We start from the raw sequence: 22,333 nt of genomic DNA on the forward strand, positions 1-22,333 counted from the left end.
GCTGCCCGCATGGTCAATCTCACCCGCATCTACACCCGCACCGGCGACGACGGCAGCACCGCGCTCGGTGACATGAGCCGCACGACCAAGACCGATCCTCGTCTGATCGCCTACGCGGACACCAACGAGGCCAACGCCGCACTCGGCGTGGCGATCGCGGCCGGGGCACTCCCGGCGGAGCTGACCGAGGTCCTGACGCGCGTTCAGAACGACCTCTTCGACGTCGGCGCCGACCTCGCCACCCCGGTGGTCGAGAATCCGAAATACTCGCCGCTGCGGGTCGAGCAGGGCTACATCGACCGCCTGGAGTCCGACTGCGACCGGTACCTGGCCGACCTGGAGAAGCTGCGCAGCTTCATCCTGCCCGGCGGTACCCCCGGCGCCGCCTACCTGCACCTGGCCTGCACCGTGGTGCGCCGGGCCGAGCGGGCCACCTGGGCGGCGATCGAGGTCCACGGGGAGAGCATCAACCCGCTCACCGCGAAGTACCTCAACCGGCTCTCCGACCTGCTCTTCATCCTGGCCAGGACCGCCAACAAGGAGCGCGGGGACGTGCTCTGGGTGCCGGGGGAGAACCGCTAGCGGCCGGCCCGGGGTGGCCCTGCGACCTTCGATGTACAGCCAGGACGCGCGGCGAATGGTGAGATGGCAGGGTGTTCCCGCATCGCCTCACCCCGCGCCGGCAGGACCTGGCGATCGCCGTCGCCGGGCTGCTCGGCGGCCTGCTGCTGATCGCCTTCCGGGTGTACAACCCCGGTTTCCCGCGCTGGCTGCCGGCGTTGACGCTGGTGCCGATCGCGGCCCTGGAGCCGTTCCGGCGCACCCGGCCGGTCCTGGCGGTCACCCTGGGCGGGACGCTGCTCATCGGTGCCCTCTTCAGCGGTGCCCTGTCGGCCACCGTCCTCATGTACACCGACCTGCTCTACGCCGGCACCCTCTACGGCCCGCGCCGGATGCCGCAGGTGATGCAGCTGTCCGGTGCCGCCGCCACCCTGGTGCTCACCTGCCTGACCGCGCTCTCCAACACGGTCGCCGCCGCGCTGCTGGTGGCGATCTTCGGCGCGCTGGTCTTCCTGGCCCCGGTCTGGACGGCCGACCTGGTGCGCAAGCACCGCGACCGCGCCGAGACCGAGCGGCTGCGGGCCGAGCAGACCGCGCTGCTGGCCGAGCTGGACCGGCGCGGCGCGGTGGTCGCCGAGCGCGCCCGGATGGCCCGCGAGCTGCACGACGTGGTGGCCAACCACCTCTCGGCGATCGCCATACACGCCACCGGCGCCCAGTCGCTGGCCCGCCGTCAGCAGCGCACCGACGAGGACCCGCTGGTGGCGGTGCTCGCGGTGATCCGGGAGAACAGCGTGCAGGGCCTGGCCGAGATGCGCCGCATGATCGGCCTGCTGCGGGCCGGTGACCAGGAGCCGGAGAACTACCAGGCGCCCCGGCTGGGCGCCTTGGACAGCCTGCTCGCCCAGGTGCGGGCGGCGGGCCGGGAGGCCGGGCTGGCCTTCGAGACGGAGCAGCACGGCGAGCCGGGCCAACTGCCCGCGCCGGTCGAGCTGGCCGCCTACCGGATCGTCCAGGAGTCGCTGACCAACGCGCTCAAGCACGCCGGGCGCGGCACCGTGCGGCTGTGCCTGCGGCTCTGCCCGGAGCGGGTGGAGATCGCGGTGGACAGTCCGTATCGTCCGACCGACGGGCGGTCGCCGGCCGGGCCACTGCCCGGTGCGCGGGCCGGGCTGGTCGGCATGGGGGAGCGGGCGCAGCTGCTCGGCGGCAGCTTCGAGGCGGGCCCGCGGGGCGGGGTGTGGCAGGTACGGGCGGTGCTGCCGGTGGCGCCGGCGGCGGAGAGCGGTGGTGGGCGGCTGTGACGATCCGGGTGCTGGTGGCGGAGGATCAGGCGGCGGTGCGTGCGGCGCTGGTGATGATCCTGCGCAGCGAGCCGGACCTCGATGTGGTGGGGGAGGCGGCCGACGGCGAACAGGCGGTGGCGCTGGCCCTGGAACTGCGTCCCGACGTGGTGCTGATGGACGTCCAGATGCCCAGGCTCGACGGTGTCGCGGCGACCCGGCGGATCACCGAGGCCGGCGCCGCCCAGGTGCTGGTGCTGACCACCTTCGACCTGGACGAGTACGTGCACGGCGCGCTGCGGGCCGGTGCGGCCGGCTTCCTGCTCAAGGACCTGGAGGCGGACACGCTGGTGGCGGGCATCCGCACGGTGGCCCGCGGCGAGGGCGCGCTGGCGCCCACCGTCACCCGACGTCTGATCAGCACCTTCGCCCGGCCCGAGGGCGGCGACCCGGCAGGGGTCGCCAGCCTCACCCAGCGCGAGCGCGAGGTGCTGGCCGCGATCGGCGCGGGCCTGAGCAACGGCCAGATCGCTCGCCGGCTGGTGATGGCGGAGGCCACCACCAAGACCCATGTGAGCCGGATCCTGGCCAAGTTGGAGCTGCGCAGCCGGGTCCAGGCCGCGATCCTGGCCCAGGACCTGGGCCTGGCGCTGCCCCCGGCGCCGCCGCGCCGCTGAGGCGGTCCGTCCCGGCCGCCCAGCTGACCGTTCCGGTGCGTGAGTTGGCCTCTCCTGGCCTCGGCCCGGCGGTCTTCGACCGTAGGAGTCCGGACACAGATCACACCCGCCAATCGCCCCACGGCCCGGCCCGGGGCACTACAGTCCGAGCGGTGAGCGGCGCTGCTCCCTGCGGGAAGGCAATCCCTGCCCCGGAGCGCGCCTGGACGGGACTTCGGGAGAAGCAGCCATGAGCAACGTATCCACGCAGCGCCAGCAGATCGCCGTGATCGGCGCCGGCCTCATGGGCGCGGGCATCGCCCAGGTGTCCGCGCAGGCCGGTCACCCGGTGGTGCTGCGGGACGTCACCGAGCAGGCTCTGCGCCGCGGCATGGACGCGATCGAGGCCTCGTACGAGAAGTTCGTCGGCAAGGGCAAGCTGACCGCCGAGGAGGCCACCGCGGCGCTCGGCCGGATCACCACCACCACCGACCTCGGCGCGGTCGGCGAGGCGGACATCGTGATCGAGGCGGTGTTCGAGCAGCTGGAGATCAAGGAGGGCGTCTTCCGCGAGCTGGACAAGATCGCCAAGGACGGCGCGGTGCTGGGCAGCAACACCTCCGCCATCCCGATCACCCGGATCGCCGCCGTCACCGAGCGCCCCGAGTCCGTGGTCGGCGTGCACTTCTTCTCGCCGGTCCCGCTGATGCGCCTGGTCGAGCTGGTCCGCGGCTACAAGACCAGTGACGCCGCGCTGGCCACCGCCCGTGCCTTCGCCGAGGGGGTGGGCAAGGAGGTGATCGTGGTCAACCGCGACGTGGCCGGCTTCGTCACCACCCGGCTGATCATGGCCCTGGTGGTGGAGGCCGCCAAGCTGTACGAGTCCGGCGTGGCCACCGCCGAGGACATCGACACCGCCTGCCGGCTGGGTTTCGGCCACCCGATGGGCCCGCTGCAGACCGCCGACCTGACCGGCGTGGACATCCTGCTGCACGCCGCGCGCAACATCTACGAGGAGACCCAGGACGAGAAGTTCGCGGCCCCGGAGATCATGGCCCGGATGGTCACCGCCGGCGACCTGGGCCGCAAGAGCGGCCGCGGTTTCTACGGCTACCAGGGCTGACCGGTTCAGGCCCGGCCGGGCGGTCCCGGCCGGCCTGTCGCGGGGCGGATGCCGTGGGTGAGTTTGCTCACGGCACTGCCGCAGATGGGTGATTTGCGCGGTAATCGAGAGTGCGCCCCAGGCACTACTGCGTATATTCCCTCGGACGAGTGAAGTCGCTTCAGATTCGCCGGGGGAGCAGCAACCTGGACGACTGGTCCGGCGTCAGATGGTGGGGACCTCATTGCTGAAGGAGGGCAGCGTGCGCATCGTGGAGTACCCAGTGCCCGGCAGCCACACTGTCCTGGCCCTGGAAGGGCGGCTGGACGTGCGCAGCGCCGCCGACGTGCGGGCCCGGCTGCACCAGGCCGTCGACGGCGGCACCGGTGACCTGGTGCTCGACCTGAGCGCGCTGGCCGCCTGGGACGCCACCGGGCTCGGCGTGATCATGGGGACCCATCGCCGGGCCGGTCGGCTCGGCCGCCGCCTGGTGCTGCGCGGGGTGCCGCCGCAGCTGCAGCGGCTGTTGGTGGCCACCAAGCTGCACCGGATCCTCGCGGTGGAGGGCGCCACCGGCGACCCCTGTGGTGCCACCCTGCCGGCCGGTACCAACCAGTCGCTGCCCTCCGCGGTCGCCCCGCTGCACTGAAAAGCCCGCACCCGGCGTGTGCACGTCATCGCGCTGCGTGTCACTCCCGTCCCGCGCAGGGGTCCGGGCTGCACGGCGGGGCCCGGATGTGCGAGAGTCAGCGCTCGACAGGACCGTTCGAACGCCGTTGGGCCCGCCCCGGGCGACCCGTGCAGCGGCGCGACGGTCCGTCGGCCGGCGGACGCGGTGACGCGCTCCCCCGGCCCGGTCCCTCACAGCGGCCGGCGGCCAATCGCCGACCGGCAGAGCACAGGCGGAGCGCATCGTGGCACAGCCATCCGGTGATTTCGGTCAGGAGAACCTGCGCGTGCGGTCCGGCGACCTCGTCGCCGGGAATTACCTGGTGTCCGTCGGCGGACCGGACGGCTCGGACCTGCGGCCGTGCCCACCCGAGTACTGGCCCATCCCACGCCGCCGGGCCACCGGGGACCAGCGCGGCGGCGGCCGGGCCGGCAGTGGTCCCGGGCCGAGCCCGGCGGTGGGGCCGCTGGCGATGGGCACGGGCCCGGGCGACCTGCCGCTGCTGGACCGCGAGGCCGACGTGGCCCACCTGCTCGGCATGCTCGCCGAGGGCCGCTCGATCCGCCTGCGCGGCGAGCCCGGCTCGGGCCGCAGCGCACTGCTGGCGGCTGTCGCCGAGGGCGCCGGCGGGCTGGCCCCACACGGGGTGATCCGGCTCTGCGGCCACCGGCGCGACGGGGCCGACCTGCTCCAGGACCTCTTCACCGCCGCCTACCAATCTCCCGGCTACCGTCCCGACGAGTCCCAACTGCCCGAGCTGCTGGCCACGGTGGGCGCGATCGTGGTGATCGACGAGGTGGCCCAGGAGGGCACCGAGCTGGAGGAGCTGCTGGCCCGCGCCCCCGAGTGCGCCTTTCTGCTGACCCCGGCGCCCGACGCGGAGCGCGCGCTGCCGCCCGGCTCGCGGCTGGAGGACCACACGATCGGCGGGCTGCCCAGGGCCGCCTGTCTGGCGCTCACCGCCCGGCTGGCCGGACGGGCGCTGGACGAGGCCGAGCGCTCCTGGGCGGTCGACCTCTGGTTCGAGTCCGAGGGCCTGCCGCTGCGCTTCGTGCGGGCCGCCGCGCTGCTGCGCCGGCGCGACCTGGCGGTGGACACCCTGCAGGCGGCCGAGGAGGACCGGCGCGCCGTCTTCGGCGGCGCGGACCCGGAGCCCCTGGACGCGGACCCGGCGATCCGCGAGGCCGAGCTGCGGGCCGCTGTGCCGCTGCCCTCGGTCGCGGAGGCAGCCGCCCCCGCGCTGCTGCTGGTGGAGGGCCTCGGCGAGTCGGCGCAGGCGGTGCTGCGGCTCGCGGTGACGCTCGGCGGCGAGTGTCCGACCGCCTCGCACCTGCCCGCGCTGATCGACGTGGACCACGGTGAGAGCGCGTTGCGCGAACTCGTGGAGTGCGGCCTGGCCGAGTCGATCGGCGGTCACCACCGCCTCACCGAGGGCGTGTTGGAGGCGCTCGCGGCGCACTGGGGGCCCGACGAGCAGAGCACCGAGGGCGCCGCCCGGCACTTCTCCTGGTGGGTCGGCCACAGCGCGGTGAGCACCGAGCAGATAGCCGCCGAGGCGGAGGTGGTGCTCGGCGCCCTGCAGGCCGACCTGGCGGCCGGGCGGACCGACTCCGTGCTGCGCCTGGCCCAGTCGGCCGCGCCCGCGCTGGCTCTGACGCTGCGCTGGGGCGCCTGGCGCCAGGTTCTCGAACTCGGACTGGCCTGCGCCCGGGAGGCCAGGCGGCGGCGCGAGGAGGCCTGGTTCCAGCACGAGTTGGGCGTCCACTGGATCTGCCTGGACTCCGGAACGGCGCCCGAGGGCACGACGCAGGCGCGGGAGCGGGCCACGGCCGCCGTGGAGGCGGCCTGCGCGCTGCGCCAGGCGGCCGGGGACAGCCGGCAGCTGGCGGCCTCGCGCAGGCTGCTGATGCTGCTTCAGCAGAGCGAGCGGGTGCCCGAGGCGCCCGAGGCGCAGACCCAGGTGATCCGGCGGCCCGTCATCCGGGTGCTGGCCGAGCGCTCCTGGCGGCCGGGCGGGGTGCTGCGCGGCTGGTCACGGCGGAACGCGCTGCTCGCGGTCGGCGGGCTGGCGGCGCTGAGCGCGGTGGGGACGGCGGTGGCGCTCGGCGTCTCCGGCGGCGGCAGCGCCCCCGCCGGCGGCGGCACCGGGGTCCCCGGGGCCGTGCTGAACGTGGGCGGCTCGCCGAGCGCCTCGGCCACCGGCACTGCCTCCGGCTCGGCCCCGGCCGCCGGCACGCCCACCGCCTCGGCCACCGCCTCGGCGTCCGCCTCCGCCTCGGCCCCGGCGAGCGGCCCGGCCGCGCCGGGCGCGACCGCGAGCGCCACCACCGGGCGCGGGCGCGGCACCGCGGTGCCGACCACGAGTGCCCAGCCGAGCGGCACCAGTTCGGCGCCGGACGCTCCGAGCCAGCCGACGGCGGCACCGCCCGGACCCGGCACGCCCGGTGCGCCGGTCACCGTGCCGAGCACCCCGGGCACGCCGGTCCAGTCGAGCAGCAGGCCGCCCACGCCGCCGGCGTCGCCCACGTCTGCCCCGCCCACCTCGCCCTCGCCGAGTCCGGACCCCACGCCGTCGCCGTCCACGACGACCGCGGCCCCCAGCCCGTCCAGCACCGCCACGGTCCCCGGGACGCCCAGCGGCGCCACCACATCGCCCTGAGGGGCGCCCGGCGAAGTACGCGAAGGGGGCAGCCCACCGGTCACGCGCCGGTGTACTGCCCCCAGCGCCCCCAGCTCTGCTGACGGCGCGTCAGAGTGCCCTGGCCGTGGTCAGAACAGCTTCAGCTTGTCGTCCTCGATGCCGCGCAGCGCGTCGTAGTCCAGCACCACGCAGTCGATCCCGCGGTCCGTCGCCAGCACCCGGGCCTGCGGCTTGATCTCCTGGGCGGCGAAGATGCCCTTGACCGGGGCGAGCAGCGGGTCGCGGTTGAGCAGCTCCAGGTACCGGGTCAGCTGCTCGACGCCGTCGATCTCGCCGCGCCGCTTGATCTCCACCGCGACGGTGCGGCCGTCGGCGTCCCGGCACAGGATGTCGACCGGGCCGATCGCGGTCGGGTACTCCCGGCGGACCAGCGACCAGCCGGCGCCGAGCACCTCCATCCGGTCCGCCAGCAGCTCCTGCAGGTGCGCCTCGACGCCGTCCTTGATCAGCCCGGGGTCCACGCCCAGCTCGTGCGAGGAGTCGTGCAGGACCTCCTCCAGGGTGATGATCAGCTTCTCGCCCGCCTTGTTCTGCACGGTCCAGGCGCCGTCGCCCTCCTTGAGACTGCACGGCGGCGACATCCAGTTGAGCGGCTTGTAGGCGCGGTCGTCGGCGTGGATGCTCACGCTTCCGTCGGCCTTGACCAGGATCAACCGGGTGGCGGAGGGCAGATGGGCGGAGAGCCGGCCGGCGTAGTCGACGGAACAGCGGGCGATGACAAGACGCATGAGGGCAAGCCTAGGCGCTCCCCGGGCGGCGCCGAGCACGATCACCTGAGGTGACGGACGCACAACACTGAGTGCGTCAAGAGTGGCGGTCGCCGTTCGAGCGCGGACGGGATTCCCGGCCTCCTGGCCGGCCGCCGCGAGACGCCCGGTCGGCCGGCCCGTGCTGCTGGGGCCAGTTGAAGCAACTCCATGCTGGAGGTGCGCCGAGGAGTAGCGGGGGGCGAACCATGGGAAGCCGGGAGCGTTTCGCTTCCGGAGGCTGGCGCCTGCAGGCGCTGACCGCTACGTTGGGTGACGTCTTCGAACGCCCGCGTAGCCAACGGGGATGGAGTGGAGATGGACCGCCACGCGTACCACTGGACAGAATCCGGCCATGGTGGCCCTTTCGGCCGCGTTGGCCATGAGTTCGACGGGAATAGCGGCATTCGCCAGCTTTGTCTGGCCTAGGCTGCCACCCTGGTCGAGGCCGCGTCCGCCCCAGCTGGGGTGCCGACCGCGGCAGGAACCGCCCTCCACCGGGTCGGACCGGCATGCCCCCGCGAGCGGGGGCGCCGCCGCCCCACCACCGACTGAGCACGGCACGGCACGATCCGCACCATTCGCACCAGGAACCACCAGGAACCACCACCCCGCGCGAGGTGCGCGCGGTGGACCGCGAGAGGAGAACCCATGTCGCTCGACGTCTCACCGGCCCTTCTGGAGAAGGCCGAGCGAGGCGAGGTCGACGAGCGGGAGTTCGTCGACTGCGTCCGTACGTCCCTGCCCTATGCCTGGGACCTGATCAGCTCGCTCGTCGCCCAGATGGAGGTCGACGGCACCGGCTTCGCGGACAACCAGGTCCCGCCGCCGAGCGAGCAGGCGCGCGGCCAGCTGCTGCGCGCGATGGCCAGCGATGCGATCCGCGGTGCCCTGCAGCGGCACTTCGGGGTGCAGCTGGCCTTCCAGAACTGCCACCGGGTCGCCGTCTTCGGTCCGTCCGCCGAGGCCGAGGAGCGCCACCGGCGCTTCACCTCGGTCCGGGCCCAGCTGCTCAACCAGTCGGCGGAGCTGCGCGACTGTTGATCCGTCAGCGCGGTCGGCTGCCACCCCCAGCGGTGGGGGCCGACCGCACTGGCGGCGCGTGCGCCGTGCCGCGCGCGGGGCGGGTGCATCGAGCGCCCGGACCGACCGGCCGCTCAGCTCAACTGCGGCAGCACCTCGGCGCCCAGGCGGGCGATGTTCTCCAGAGTGGCCTCCTGATCACCCGAGCCCTCGGCGAGCAGGGCGAACCGCCGTAGGCCGGTCCGCTCGGCGGTGGCCAGCAGCCGGTCCGCGCACTGCCGCGGGGTGCCGACCGCATGCAGGTCGCAGAGCAACTCGGTGTAGGCGTACGGGTCGCGCATCTTCCGCTCGCGCCCGTCGACCGTGCGGTGCGCGCCGAGGCCGTACTCGAACCAGCCGGGCATGGAGCGCAGCAGGGTGGCCCGGGCCGCGGGCGTCCGGTCGGCCACCTGGGCCACCCCGGCGGCCACGTGCTCGCGCTCCACCCGGGCCAGCTGCTCCTCGCCGCGCCCACAGGCCCGCCAGGCGGCCCGGTAGCAGCTGAGCATCCGCAGCTTGTCCTCGTCGCCGGAGTGCATGCCCAGCAGCATCGGCAGGCCCCGCTCGGCGGCCAGCCGGACGCTGTCGGGGGTGGTGCAGGCGACCACCACGGGCGGTCCGCCGAGGCCGACCTCGCCGCCGCCGGCCTCGACCGGGCCGGCCGGGGACGCCTCGGTGCGCTGGCGCGGGAAGCGCATCGCGGGCTCGGCGCGCAGGCCCAGCCAGCCGGCCAGTTCACCGTGCCCGGACCGGGCCGGCTGGGTCGCCCGCGGGACCACCGGAACCTCGGGGAAGGTGAACTGCGGCCCGGTGCCCCGCACCCGCGAGCCGCGCAGGAAGTCCATCAGCAGGTCGAGCCGCTCGGCGAAGCCCTGCTCGTACGCGGCCACCCCGCTGCCGAAGACCGCCAGGTCGATCCACGGGCCGCCACGACCCACCCCCAGGGTGAACCGCCCACCAGTGGTCAGGTGCAGCAGCGCGGCCTGCTCGCCGAGCGCGACCGGGTGGGTGGTGGAGAGCACGCTGACCGCCGTGCCGAGGTGGATCCGCCGGGTGCGCCCGAGCAGCAGCGCGGCCAGGGTGGCGGCGTTCGGGCAGACCCCGTACGGCACGAAGTGGTGCTCGGCCAGCCAGACCGAGTCCAGCCCGGCCCGCTCGGCGCTCAGCGTGGCCGCCACCGTCCGGTCCAGCGCCTGGGCGTGGCTCTGTCCGGGGAACTGGGCGGAGAGCAGGAAGGCGCCGACCCGGATGGTGTCCTGGGCCGCGGGATGGCTGCCGCCGCGCTCGGCCTCGGGGGCCGGTGCCAGCCCGAGGGGATGGGCGGCCCGGGGGGTCCGGGGGACCAGGGGCACCGAGGGGCCCCGGGGGCCTCGGGGACCGTTGGGCAGATGGTCGTTGTCGACGCCGGTGTCGACGCCGGGACGGCTGCCGACGACGGGACGGCTGCCGATGGCGGCGCGGCTCTGGGTCACGGATATACCCTCCTCGGGTGCGCGCAGGCTGTGCGAGCCCCGCTCTGTCACCACGTGAGTAACCCATGTCATGTGCCATTGGCACGCGGGGCAGCCAATTTCGCGGAAGATCGGGTGGATATCCCCGAAAACCCGTCAGGATCCACCCAGATCGTGATAATGGTCAATACCTTCACTGCCGGTCCGGCCCCCAGTGGGTCGCCGACCGCCCGCCCAGTGACCGTAACCTGGAGAGCGAACCGCGCCCCCACGGAGAGGTGAACGATCGTGTCGCCGCGTCGCAACCGGACCAGTAGTGGCTTCGCCGCTTCCACCGACCGGAGCACCGAAGCGCCGATGCCGCTGGGCGGCGCACTGCGGCGCACCGAGAGCTACCGGGGCGAGGAGTGGGTGGTGCAGACGGTGGCCGGCACGGCCGGCCGGGCCTACCGCTGCCCCGGCTGCGACCAGGAGATCCCGCCGGGGACGGGCCATGTGGTGGCCTGGCCGGACCACGGCGCCGGGGTGGAGGACCGGCGGCACTGGCACCGGGCCTGCTGGGGCGCGCGCGAGCGGCGCGGCTCGGCGATCCAGCGCGGGCGCGGCGCCCCGAAGTACTGACGCCGCGCCGTCGGTGGCGCTGAGCCCTCAGGCGTCCCGGGTCCTCAGGCGTCCTGGGTCCTCAGGCGTCCCGGGTCTTCAGCACCGCCGCGCCGCCCAGCAGGGCCGCCAGCGTCCAGGCGCCGCAGATCGCGAATCCGGCCACCCAGCCGTAGGGCGTGTCCGAGGCCGGAAAGACCGTCAGCATCTGCCGTCCGGCGAAGTCCGGGAAGTAGTGCGCCACGTTCTTCACCTTGGGCACCGCCGAGAGGATCGGCGAGAGCAGGAAGAAGAACGGGACCAGCACGCCCAGCGCGAGCGTCTGGTTGTGCAGCATCGCCGTCACCCCGGCCGAGAAGAGGCAGAGCAGGGTCAGGTAGACCGCCGCGCCGAACACCGCGCGCAGCACGTTGGGCGCGCCGATCGTGGTGTGGTGGTCGCCGAGCAGCGCCTGGCCGAGGAAGAACGTGAGGAACGCGGTCAGCAGCGAGGTCAGCAGGGCCAGCACCCCGACCACCACCATCTTGCCGGTCAGCAAGGTGCCGCGCTGCGGCACGGCGGCCAGCGAGACCCGGATCATCCCGCTGCTGTACTCGTTGCCGACCGCCAGCACGCCGAAGACGATCATCGCGATCTCGCCCAGCACGATGCCGGAGAAGCTGGTCGCGGTCGCATCGAAGGGGGTGCTGACGCCCTTGCGGAAGTCGGCGTAGTTGTTCTTGGTCAGCAGCGAGAGCAGCGCGCCCAGCGCGGCCGTCACCACGAAGACGAGCAGCAGGGTCCAGACCGTGGAGCGTACCGTGCGGATCTTGGTCCACTCGGACCGCAGGATCGCGGGGAAGGAGGCCATCTCAGTTCGCACCCTTCTGCTGCTGCTCTTGCTGCTGGTCCTGCCGCTGCTTGCGGCCGGCGCGGCCGCCGGCCGGTTGCCACTGTTCCCCCCAGACGCCGGCGGCGCCCGCCGCGTCCGTCTCGGGCCCGGCGCCGACAGCGGTGCCCGCGTGGTACTCCACCGAGTCGGCCGTCATCTGCATGAAGGCCTCCTCCAGCGAGGCGCGCTGCAGGCTCAGCTCGTGCAGCGTGACGCCGTGACTGGAGGCCAGGTCGCCGAGCACGGCCGGATCGCCGTTGACCACCTCGAAGCAGCCGTCAGGGCCCGGCTCGACCGCGATCGACTGCGCGGCCAGCGCGTCCAGCAGCTGCTCGGGGTGCGGGGTGCGCAGCCGGACCGCGGAGCGCGAGTTGCGCCGGATGAACTCCGCCATCGGCAGATCGGCCAGCAGCCGGCCCCGGCCGATCACCACCAGGTGCTCGGCGGTCAGCGCCATCTCGCTCATCAGGTGCGAGGAGACGAAGACGGTGCGGCCCTCGGCGGCCAGGCGCTTCATCAGGTTGCGGATCCACAGGATGCCCTCGGGGTCGAGCCCGTTGACCGGCTCGTCGAACATCAGGATCTCCGGGTCACCGAGCAGCGCCGAGGCGATGCCGAGCCGCTGGCGCATGCCGAGCGAGAAGCCGCGGGCCCGCTTGCCGGCCACCTCGGTCAGGCCCACCAGACCGAGCACCTCGTTCACCCGGTTGATCGGGATCCGGTTGCTCTGGGCCAGCCAGAGCAGGTGGTTGTAGGCGGTCCGGCCCGGGTGCACCGCCTGGGCCTCCAGCAGCGCGCCGATGTACTTCAACGGCTCGCTGAGGTGGCCGTAGCCCTTGGCGTCGATGGTGACCCGGCCACTGGTGGGGCGGTCCAGATCGAGGATCAGCCGCATCGTGGTGGACTTGCCGGCACCGTTGGGGCCGAGGAAGCCGGTCACCACGCCGCGCGGCACCTGGAAGCTCAGCCCGTCGACCGCCAGCTTGTCGCCGTAGCGTTTCGTCAGCTCATGCAGCTCGATCATGTGCTCTCCCTCATTTCTGGTCAGACTATGACAAGCAGGACACAAGGGCCTGTGGGATCACGTGTGTCGGACGGTCCGGCGCCCTACCGTTGCTGCATGACCTTTCCCAGCGCGCCGAGCGTCCGCGAGAACGGCACCGGCACTCCGCTCGTCCTGTTGCATGCGTACCCGCTCTCGGCCCTGATGTGGGCCGCGCAGCTGGAGCGACTGCCCGGACCGGCCGGCGACCTGGCCCGAGTGATCACACCGGACCAACGGGGCTTCGGCGACGCCGAACTCGGCGTGGACGGACCCTCGCTGGACCTGGCAGCCGATGACGTGGCACGGCTGCTGGACTCGCTCGGAATCGAGCGTGCGGTGATCGGTGGGCTCTCGATGGGCGGCTACGTGGCGATGGCATTCGCCCGACGCCACCCCGAGCGGCTCTGCGGGCTGCTGCTGGCCGACACCAAGGCCACCGCCGACACCGAACAGGCCAGCGCCAACCGGGAACGGATCGCCGCCGCCGTCCTGGCTCGCGACAGTGTCCGGCTCCTGGCCGAGGAGAGGATCGAGGACGGCCTGCTCGGCCCCGTCACCACGCCCGAGCTGGCGGACCAGGTCCGCGCGATGATCGCTGCCGCGCCGCCGAAGGCCGTCGCCTGGGCCCAGCGTGCGATGGCCGCGCGTGGGGACTCGTCGCAGGTGCTCGCCGGGCTCGCCGTGCCGACGGCGGTGATCGTCGGCGAGGCCGACGCCCTCACCCCGGTCGCCGACGCCCAGCTGATGACCGACCTGATCCCCGATGCCGAGCTGACCGTCGTGCCCGCCGTCGGCCACCTCAGTCCGCTGGAGGCCCCGGAGACCTTCACCGCAGCCGTCCGGGAGCTGCTGCGCCGGGTCGAGGCCTGACGTACCGCCTGACGTGCCGTCAGATCCCTTGGGCAGGGCCGGTCTCCGGCATCCCACCAGGTGCCCCCGCTGCATCCCGCCAGGTGCCCCGCCCTGGAACTCGCCCCCACGATCCGGGTGAACTCGCTCATCCCGGGGACGATCAACACCGAGAAGCCGCGGACACGATTCCGGACCGATGGACCGGAGTCCCTCGAAAACCGTCCGACGGGATCGTGCGGCGGCGCATCGGAATCGTCGAGATGACGGCCGATGCACTGGAGTTCCTGGTCAGCGAGAAGGCGGCGTACCTGACCGGGCAGAACACAAATGCCGACGGCGGGCAGTTCATGGGGTGAAACCCCGCTCGGCGAGGCCGCACATTCGACGTGCCCGGGCGGTCGCATCCTGAATGTCACGCAGCAGCGGGAAAAGTGCAAGTGCGCTCACCTGTGGACAGGTGCGAGGAATTCCTGAGGAATTCCTGACGGCGACGCATCGGAGCGGTTTCCTGAAATCCGACGATTACTCAGACGATTACTCACCGGACGAGGTCGCCGATGCTCTCCGACGCTCTTCGGCAGTCTTCGGCAGTCTTCGGCGGTGGAATGCCGAGGGCCGCTCCAAGCGCGTGGTCCTCACCGGCACGGGGTGCTCGGCGATCGTGTCCGACGCCGTCCGGGGTTCTTCATCCCGGTCGGAACCCGAGGTGGAGTTCCATGTCTTCGACGACTGCGACTGCCTGCCGCCTGCTGTCGGCCGCGGTGATCGAGGACGACCGCACGCTCGTCGTCCTCGGCTCGTGCGGCGGCCACTCGATCGGGCCGGCCCACGCGTTCCACCCGCTCGCCCGTGCCCACCACCGGAGGCTCTGCCCACCTCGGGTGGAGGGCCTCGGCGAACCGGGGCGGGAAGCAGGTGTGTCCATCATCCACCGGGAGTTGGGTGAAGCCCGGGCCGGGAGAACCCGGTCGGCATGCTGACCAGCGATCTTCCGCAGAACCGGGACATCGAGGGCGCGGAGGTCCCGTTGACCCGGTCCCACATTCATGCGGAAGTACTGCACCGCTCCGGTCCGTCCAGCACCTGACCCCGGAGCCCGGGCAGGTGGGCGAGGCCGAGTCGGGCGACCTGAACTCGGGGCCGCCGGCAGCCCCTGATGCCACGGCGACACGATCCGTGCGGAAGCAACTGTCCGGTAGGCGGGGAACAAGCCCGAGGGAGGGTCGTCCCCGGAGGATCCTCCCCTTGCGGGGGCCGAGCGGTAGCGGCCGGCCGAATGCTTGCCACGATTTTCATTGCATCCCGTCGATGTCCCCGGGTAGGCTCCAGGGGACCGAATGCTCAGTAGTTCGGGCCGAGCTCTCGCTCAGAGGCTCGGAACTGCGGGGTGGCAGTATCCAGTTGTGTCGGGCGGGCTTACGGGGGTAGGGTAATGGTTTTTTTCGGGCCTTAGTGAGATTTTCTTCGGCTCCTGAGACGGTGGTGCCGTTGCTGGGTTCTCCCGGCACTTCCAGGGCTCAGTGGTGTGCCTCTTCTGCTGTCGACGCCATCGACACTCGTCGATCCGGTGGAATTTAGGCATGCCCTGACGAGGATTGTTTCCCCTCGCTCTCCATCGGAATGTCAGTCCGACCTGTCCTGGAATCGGGAGGATTCGCCGGCATGATTCCCGGGTGTCGATCCGGGCTCTACCGATGCGCGCTGGGCGGAATCGCGGAGATCCGCTTCTGAAGCGACTCCATCCCGCCATACGAGAGAGGCAGGCACGTGACCACCAGTCAACAGGACCCGGTCGAGCCCCTTGGCGAGACACATGGTGACGGGGAGACCCAGTACGATCCTCACCGCTTCACCGCGTTGGCGGTGGTCCTCGTCGCGGCGTTCATGGATCTTCTCGACCAGACCATTGTGAACGTGGCGGTGCCCAGCGTTCAGCGGGATCTGCACTCGAGTTACGCCGACCTGCAATGGATCATCGCGGCCTACGGCCTGACCTTCGCCGTCCTGCTGATCACCGGGGGCCGGCTCGGTGACATGTTCGGGCGCAAGCGGATGTTCCTTGTCGGTGTCGCCGCGTTCAGCCTGTCCTCGCTTTTTTGCGGACTGGCCGACAGTTCGGGGACGCTGATCGTGGCGCGGCTCCTGGCCGGTGGCTCGGCGGCGATGATGATGCCGCAGGTGCTCGCCATCATCCACGTGAGCTTCCCGGCCTCGGAGATCGGCAAGGTCATCGGTCTCTACGGGATGATCGCCGGTCTGGCCGTGGTCCTCGGACCGGTGCTGGGCGGAGTCCTGGTCCAGGCCGACCTGTTCGGTCTGGGTTGGCGCTCGGTGTTCCTGGTCAACCTCCCGGTGGGCCTGTTCGCGGCTCTGGGCGCCGTCCGCCTGGTGCGGGAGTCCAAGTCGCCGACCCCGCCGACAGCGGACCTGGTGGGCATGCTGCTCGCCTGCGCGGGGGTCGGACTGTTGGTGTATCCGCTGATCCAGGGGCACGCCGACAACTGGCCCACCTGGTCCTTCGGGATGATGGCCGCCGCCGTGGTGCTGCTGGTGCTGCTGGTGGTGCATCAGCGGGCACGGACGGCGCGGAACCGGACCTCGCTGCTGGCGCTGAACCTGTTCCACATGCGCAGCTTCGGTTCGGGGCTGATGGTGCAGTTCCTGTTCGGCGTGGTGATGTCGACCTTCTTCGTCGTCTGGACGCTGTTCATGCAGGACGCCCTCCACTGGTCGCCGATCCACGCCGGTCTGTCCGCGCTGCCCTACTCGATCGCCGTGGCGCTCGCGGGCGGCGTCTCCATGCAGGTGGTGGTTCCCAGGCTCGGGCGGCGCGCCCTGATGATCGGCGTATGGCTGATGGCGATCGGCTTCGGCCTGTTCGCCATGGAGCTGTCCTGGAACGGGACCGGGATCTCCACCTTTGAGCTGCTGTGGCCGCCGTTGATCATCGGCATCGGTATCGGGTGCATCGTCGCGCCGCTGACCAACGCCGTTCTGACGGGTGTGCCGCTGCAGGACGCGGGCTCCGCGTCCGGCCTGATCAACACCGCCGGAACGCTCGGCGGCAGCATCGGTGTCTCCCTGGTCGGGCTGCTCTTCGCGCCGTCGCTCGCGACGGCGTACGACTACCCGGGCCACGGTCAGACGGCACTGTGGTGTGGGGTCGTGGGGCTCGTGGCGATGTTCGCCCTGATGTTCGCCCTGCCGAAGAACTGGATGTCCCCGCCGCCGAACTGACGGTTCGGCGGCGCGGAGGCGTCGACTGGAGTGGTTCCGCCTGCCCTCGTTCGGTCAGGCGCACAGACGAGGGAGAGTTGGGCCAGTGAGCAGCCCCGAGGTTCCTGTCGTGGCCGAGACGGATGTGGCGATCATCGGCATGTCCGGGCGTTTTCCCGGTGCGGATGACCTGGATTCCTTCTGGCGTCTGTTGAGCGAGGGCAGGGAGGGGATCACGCGGTTCAGCCGGGAGGAGCTGGCCGCGGCCGGGGTGCCGGCGCGGCTGTTGGACGATCCTGGGTACGTGCCGGTGCACGGGGTGCTGCCGGATGTGGATCTCTTCGATACGGGGTATTTCGAATTCACTCCGGCGGAGGCTGAGTTCACTGATCCGCAGCACCGGATCCTGTTGACGGCCGGGCATGCGGCGCTGGAGCACGCGGGTTACGACCCGGCCCGCTATGACGGGTTGATCAGTGTCTATGCGGGTGCGGCCATCAATACGTATCTGCAGCAGCAGGTGCTGCCCAACGTCGACCAGACCACGACGTCGAATCATTTCGCGGTGATGGTCGGCAACGACAAGGACTTCCTGGCGACCCGGCTCTCCTACAAGCTCGATCTCAAGGGTCCCAGTTACACGGTGCAGACGGCTTGTTCGACGTCGTTGGTCGCGATCCATCTGGCCTGTCAGGGGCTGATCAACGGTGAGTGTGACATGGCGCTGGCGGGTGGTGTCACGGTCAAGCTGCCGCAGACCAAGGGGTACCTCTACGAGGAGGGCGCGATCCTGTCCGAGGACGGGCATGTGCGTACCTTCGATGCCGAGGCCAGTGGGACGGTGCTCGGTAACGGTGTGGGTGTGCTGGTGCTCAAGCTGTTGGGTGATGCCATCGCGGACCGGGACACCGTTCACGCGGTCATCAAGGGGACGGCGACCAACAACGACGGTTCGGGGAAGGTGAGTTTCGCTGCGCCGGGTGCGGCGGGGCAGGCGGCGGTGATCCGTGAGGCGCATGCGGTGTCCGGGGTGGAGGCGCGCTCGATCGGTTATGTGGAGGCGCACGGCACCGCGACGCGGCTGGGTGATCCGGTGGAGGTCTCGGCGCTGACGAAGGCGTTCCGGGCGCAGACCGGGGACACGGGTTTCTGTGCGATCGGTTCGGTGAAGTCCAACCTCGGGCATCTGGACGCGGCGGCGGGTGTCGCGGGGGTGATCAAGACCGCGCTGATGATGAAGCATCGCACGCTGGTGCCGACGCTGAACTTCCGCGAGGCCAACCCGGCGATCGACTTCGCGGCCGGTCCTTTCACGGTCAGCACCGCCACCGCGCCCTGGCGGGCGGAGGGTCCGTTGCGCGCGGGGGTGAGCTCTTTCGGTATCGGTGGGACCAATGCTCACGCGGTGCTGGAGGAGGCGCCGGCGGCGCCGGTCCTGGGGGAGGGGGCGGGGCAGCAGGTGCTGGTGCTCTCCGCGCGGACGGCGAGCGCGCTGCGCACGGCTGCTGGGGAGTTGGCCGATTACCTGGACGCCGCCCCGGCGGCCACCCTCGCCGACATCGGCTACACGCTGGCGGTGGGTCGGCGTGCTCACGAGTTCCGGCTCGCGGTTTGCGGTAGCGATCGTGGTGAACTCGCGGGTGCGTTGCGGGAGTCGGCGATTGCGGCCGGGCCGGGGAGTGGGAAGGTGTCCTTCGTTCTCACCGAGCGGGTGGCTGGTGCCGCCGCGCTGGCGGAGCAGTGGTGTGCTGTGGAGCCGGCCTTCGCCGGGCACTACCGGGCGGCTGTTGAGGCGGGTGCGGGGGAGCAGGGTGAGCGTGGTGCGGCGTTCGCGTTGCAGTATGCGCTGGGCCGGCTCTGGCTGGGTTGGGGGCTGCGTCCGGTGGCGGTGCACGGCGATGGCCTTGCGGCCCGTGCGGCGGCTTGCGTGATCGGGGCGCTCGACCTGGCCGACGCCCTGGCCGGCTCCGCCGCGCCGCCGACTGCTCCCAGGGGATCGCGGATCGCGCTGCGCGGCGCGCAGGAGGAGGCGCGCGGACTGGTTCTGAGTGTCGAGGCGGTGCGTGCGGGTGGGCCGCGGGAGGCGGTGGCCCGGGCCTGGGCGGCTGGTGCGAGCGTCGACTGGCAGGCTTGGTTCGCTGGTCAGGAGCGTGGCCGGGTGCCGCTGCCGACCTATCCGTTCGAGGGTAGGCGCTGCTGGATGACCGGCCCGGACACGCCTGCCGTCACCGAGGCTGTCAGTGGTCGGGGTCCGCACCCGATGCTGGATGAGAACGTCTCCACGCTGGATGCGCTGGCCTACCGCAGTACCCGCGCGGGCAGCGAGTTCTACCTGGCCGATCATGTCGTGGGCGGTGAGCCGGTGATGCCGGCGGTCGGCTACCTGGAGCTGGCCCGGGCGGCCGGCGAACTCCAGAGCGGTGGTCCGGTCCAGCTGAGCGGCGTTTCCTTCGACCAACTCCTGTCCTACGCCCAGGGGCCGCGGACCGCGTTGGTGTCGCTGTGGCGGGTGCGGGACGCGGTGGGTTTCGAGATCAGTGAGCGGGACGAGGTGTACGCGGCCGGGGAGATCCGTACCGGCGCGATCGAGGTGCCTGCCGCGGTCGACCTCGACGCGGTGAGCGCACGCTGCACCGAGGTGATCCCGCACCGGGACTGCTACGCCGAACTGCGCTCGCGCGGACTGGATTACGGTCCCCGGATGCGGGCGCTGGCGGAGGTGGCGCTCGGCGAGGGCGAGGCGCTGGCCCTGCTCGAACCGCCCGCCGGTGCCGAGTTGGACGGCGCCGTGCTCAACCCGGCGCTGCTGGACGGCGCCCTGCACGCGCTGGTGGTGCTGCTCGCCCGCTCCTACGGGGAGACGGCCGAAGGCTTCCTGCCGTTGGCGCTCGGCGAGTTGACTGTGCACGCGCCTGTCGATGGGCCGTGCTGGGTGCATGTGACGCTCGGTCAGCTGGGTGAGCGCACGACGCGGGCCGAGCTGACGGTGTTGGACTCGCACGGGCAGGTGCTGGCCCGGTTGCGTGACCTCACCGTGCGCGTCCTGAGCAGCCCGCACAACTCGGCGCTGCTGGAACGTCGCTGGGTCGCGGCATCGGCCGACACCCCGGCAAAAGCCCCGGTGGCGGACCCTGGTCGCCTGATCGGTGCCGCGGCGGTGGTTGCCGCCGATGCGGAGCGCCGTGCCGAACTGGGCGGGCTGCTCAGCTCGTTGGGGGCCGAGCGGGTCGCCGTCCTCGCGCCGGGGGAGGAGCTTCCCGCGGCCCTCGCCACCGTCCTGGTCGACGAGCCCGAGCCCGGGCAGGCACTGGGCCTGGTGCGGCAGTTGCTCCACGGCCGCCCGACGGCTCCGGTCCGAGTGTTGCTGACGCATCGTCATGAGGCTGATGGTGCGAGGCCGGAGCGTGCCGCGTTGGCCGGGTTCGCCCGGGCGGTGCGGGCGGAGAACCCGTTGCTGGTGCTCCAGGTGGTGGGCCTGGCCGAGGGTGTGGACGAGGCGGCGGCGCTGCGCACGGAGTTGGCCCGTCCCGGGCGTGAGGTCGAGGTGCGGTACACCGCTGCCGGGCGTGAGGTGCCGCACTATCTCCCGGTAACGCAGACCGAGCCGGTTGCGGTGCGGGAGGGTGGTGTCTACCTGGTCACCGGTGGTGCGGGTGGGCTGGGCCGGGCTGTGGCCGGCTTCCTGCTGGGGCGGGCGCGGGTGCGGGTGGTGCTGTTGGGCCGCGCCGAGCAGTCCGGTGTGGAGCTGGATCCGCGGGTTGTCTATCGCCGCGTCGATGTCTCCGACCCTGTCGCGCTCGCCGAGCAACTGGCTGAGGTGCGGCGGGAGTTCGGGCCGATCAACGGGGTCGTGCACGCCGCGGGTGTGCTGCGCGACGGTTTCGCGCTCACGAAGACCGACGCCGACTTCGCCGCGGTGCTGGCCCCGAAGGTGGCCGGTCTGCGTGCGTTGGACGAGGCCACGGCGGACGATCCGCTGGACTTCTTCCTCGCTTTCTCTTCGATCGCCGCGCATATCGGCAGCGCGGGTCAGAGCGACTATGCCTATGCCAACGCTTTCCTGGAGGCGTATGCCGAGGGTGGGCGGCGGGTGACCGCGGTCGCCTGGCCGATGTGGGCCGAGGGCGGGATGCGCCAGAGCGCCGAGGCGGCGGCGGAGATCGCCGGGCGCACCGGCTTCGGCGTGCTGCCCACCGCCACCGGCCTGGCCCTGCTGGAGCAGGCTCTCGGTGCCCGGGGCGCGCTGGTGGCGGCCTACGGTGACACCGGGCGGATCAGCGCGGCGCTCAACCCGGCAGCCCCGCTCACCTCTGTCGAGCGTGCCCCGCAGACTGTCGCGGACGATGGTGGCGATGGTGTGGACCTGCGGGCCGAGGCCCTGCGCGTGCTGCGTGAGTTGATCGCCGCCGAGACCGGCCTGGACCCGGCGGAGCTCGCCGCTGATGCGCCGTTCGACCGCTACGGCATCGACTCGCTGATGATCACCAAGCTGAACCGTCAGCTGGACCGGCGCTTCGTGGGCCTGTCGAAGACGCTCTTCTTCGAGTACGCGACCCTGGGTGAGCTGGCCGATTACTTCGCCGAGCACCACCGGGGCGAGCTGCGCGGTGCCCCGTCCGACACGCCGGGTGTGTCCGGCAGGGCACTGCCGACCGTCACCGGCGCGCCGCGCCGTGCCCGCCGGGGCGCCGCTCCCGAGCCCGATAGCGGGCCGGAGGATGACGCGATCGCGGTGATCGGTCTGGCGGGGCGCTATCCGATGGCGGATGACCTGGAGGAGTTCTGGGTCAATCTGTTGCAGGGGCGTGACTGTGTCAGTGAGATCCCGGCGGACCGCTGGGACCGGGACCGCTGGTACGACCCCGATCCGGCCGCGCCGGGCCGCGCGCACACCCGTTGGGGTGGTTTCCTGCGTGATGTGGACCGTTTCGATCCGCTGTTCTTCGGTATCTCGCCGCGTCAGGCGGAGTTGATGGATCCGCAGGAGCGGTTGTTCCTGCAGAACGCGTGGCATGTGCTGGAGGACGCCGGTTACCGGCGTGCTGAGTTGTCGGGCCGTGCGGTGGGTGTGTATGTGGGTGTGATGTATGGCGAGTACCAGTTCCATGGTGCGTTGGATGTGCTGGGTGCCGGTGGGCCGTTGACCGGTTCCTCGTTCGCGACGATCGCGAACCGGGTGTCGTACACGCTGGGTCTGTCCGGTCCGAGTCTGGCGTTGGACACCATGTGTTCGTCCTCGTTGACCGCGATCCATCTGGCCTGTGAGAGTCTGCGCCGGGGTGAGAGTGAGCTGGCGATCGCCGGTGGTGTCAATGTGTCGGTTCATCCGTACAAGTACGCCTTCCTGAGTCAGGGCCGCTTCCTGTCCTCGGACGGCCGTTGCCGGGCGTTCGGGGAGGGCGGCGACGGCTACGTGCCGGGCGAGGGGGTGGGCGCGGTTCTGCTGAAGCCCTACCGGCGGGCGCTGGCCGATGGTGACCGGATCCATGGTGTGATCCTGGGTAGTGCGATCAATCA

General features: G+C 71.8%; 15 protein-coding genes. 11 read left to right on the top strand and 4 right to left on the bottom strand.

Going from position 1 to position 22,333, the window contains the following annotated elements; genetic code table 11:
- The first annotated feature begins 9 nt into the window (after positions 1–9).
- From ACFZB9_RS06760 to ACFZB9_RS06785, 6 genes are all read left to right on the top strand, one after another.
- Positions 10–582, top strand: a complete 573-nt coding sequence (locus ACFZB9_RS06760) for a cob(I)yrinic acid a,c-diamide adenosyltransferase (protein WP_391444219.1) — start codon at positions 10–12, stop codon at positions 580–582.
- Between the two features lie 71 nt (positions 583–653).
- The gene (locus ACFZB9_RS06765) at positions 654–1,865 is read left to right on the top strand and encodes a sensor histidine kinase (protein WP_391444221.1); all 1,212 of its coding nucleotides are present in this window, start codon (positions 654–656) and stop codon (positions 1,863–1,865) included.
- A complete protein-coding gene (locus ACFZB9_RS06770; protein ID WP_391444223.1) occupies positions 1,862–2,521 on the top strand; it encodes a response regulator in 660 nt (219 codons plus the stop codon). The genes ACFZB9_RS06765 and ACFZB9_RS06770 overlap by 4 nt, the downstream gene beginning before the upstream one ends.
- Before the next feature lie 229 nt (positions 2,522–2,750).
- Positions 2,751–3,623, top strand: a complete 873-nt coding sequence (locus ACFZB9_RS06775; RefSeq protein ID WP_391444225.1) for a 3-hydroxyacyl-CoA dehydrogenase family protein — start codon at positions 2,751–2,753, stop codon at positions 3,621–3,623.
- 262 nt (positions 3,624–3,885) lie between these two features.
- Positions 3,886–4,251 carry an STAS domain-containing protein gene (locus ACFZB9_RS06780; protein WP_391444328.1) on the top strand — a complete coding sequence of 122 codons (366 nt, stop codon included), beginning with the start codon at positions 3,886–3,888 and terminating at the stop codon, positions 4,249–4,251.
- A 265-nt stretch (positions 4,252–4,516) separates the two neighbouring features.
- Positions 4,517–6,931 (top strand): hypothetical protein, encoded by a 2,415-nt coding sequence (locus tag ACFZB9_RS06785; RefSeq protein WP_391444227.1) that lies wholly within the window; start codon positions 4,517–4,519, stop codon positions 6,929–6,931.
- A 110-nt stretch (positions 6,932–7,041) separates the two neighbouring features.
- Here ACFZB9_RS06785 and nucS read toward each other — a convergent pair whose 3' ends face one another.
- On the bottom strand, positions 7,042–7,701 hold the full coding sequence (nucS, locus tag ACFZB9_RS06790) for an endonuclease NucS (protein WP_391444229.1): 660 nt from the start codon (positions 7,699–7,701) through the stop codon (positions 7,042–7,044).
- 669 nt (positions 7,702–8,370) lie between these two features.
- On the opposite strand from nucS, the gene ACFZB9_RS06795 reads away from it, so the two are divergent.
- A complete protein-coding gene (locus tag ACFZB9_RS06795; protein WP_391444231.1) occupies positions 8,371–8,763 on the top strand; it encodes an SCO5389 family protein in 393 nt (130 codons plus the stop codon).
- Between the two features lie 113 nt (positions 8,764–8,876).
- Here ACFZB9_RS06795 and ACFZB9_RS06800 read toward each other — a convergent pair whose 3' ends face one another.
- Positions 8,877–10,031 (bottom strand): LLM class flavin-dependent oxidoreductase, encoded by a 1,155-nt coding sequence (locus tag ACFZB9_RS06800; protein WP_391444329.1) that lies wholly within the window; start codon positions 10,029–10,031, stop codon positions 8,877–8,879.
- 489 nt (positions 10,032–10,520) lie between these two features.
- On the opposite strand from ACFZB9_RS06800, the gene ACFZB9_RS06805 reads away from it, so the two are divergent.
- Positions 10,521–10,853: an ATP/GTP-binding protein gene (locus ACFZB9_RS06805; protein ID WP_391444233.1), complete on the top strand. Its 333-nt coding sequence runs from the start codon at positions 10,521–10,523 to the stop codon at positions 10,851–10,853.
- Between the two features lie 61 nt (positions 10,854–10,914).
- Here ACFZB9_RS06805 and ACFZB9_RS06810 read toward each other — a convergent pair whose 3' ends face one another.
- Positions 10,915–11,682 (bottom strand): ABC transporter permease subunit, encoded by a 768-nt coding sequence (locus ACFZB9_RS06810; RefSeq protein WP_391444235.1) that lies wholly within the window; start codon positions 11,680–11,682, stop codon positions 10,915–10,917.
- Position 11,683: 1 nt separating this feature from the next.
- A complete protein-coding gene (locus ACFZB9_RS06815; protein WP_391444236.1) occupies positions 11,684–12,727 on the bottom strand; it encodes an ABC transporter ATP-binding protein in 1,044 nt (347 codons plus the stop codon).
- 96 nt (positions 12,728–12,823) lie between these two features.
- Between ACFZB9_RS06815 and ACFZB9_RS06820 the strand changes: the two genes are divergently transcribed.
- From ACFZB9_RS06820 to ACFZB9_RS06830, 3 genes are all read left to right on the top strand, one after another.
- The gene (locus ACFZB9_RS06820) at positions 12,824–13,618 is read left to right on the top strand and encodes an alpha/beta fold hydrolase (RefSeq protein WP_391444238.1); all 795 of its coding nucleotides are present in this window, start codon (positions 12,824–12,826) and stop codon (positions 13,616–13,618) included.
- 1,749 nt (positions 13,619–15,367) lie between these two features.
- Entirely contained in the window at positions 15,368–16,837 is a 1,470-nt protein-coding gene (locus tag ACFZB9_RS06825; protein ID WP_391444239.1) for an MFS transporter, read from the top strand.
- Between the two features lie 85 nt (positions 16,838–16,922).
- On the top strand, positions 16,923–22,333 hold a 5,411-nt coding region (locus ACFZB9_RS06830; protein WP_391444241.1), incomplete at its 3' end, for an SDR family NAD(P)-dependent oxidoreductase.

Origin of the sequence: Kitasatospora sp. NPDC008050, assembly GCF_042957465.1 — a bacterium.
GTDB lineage: Bacteria > Actinomycetota > Actinomycetes > Streptomycetales > Streptomycetaceae > Kitasatospora.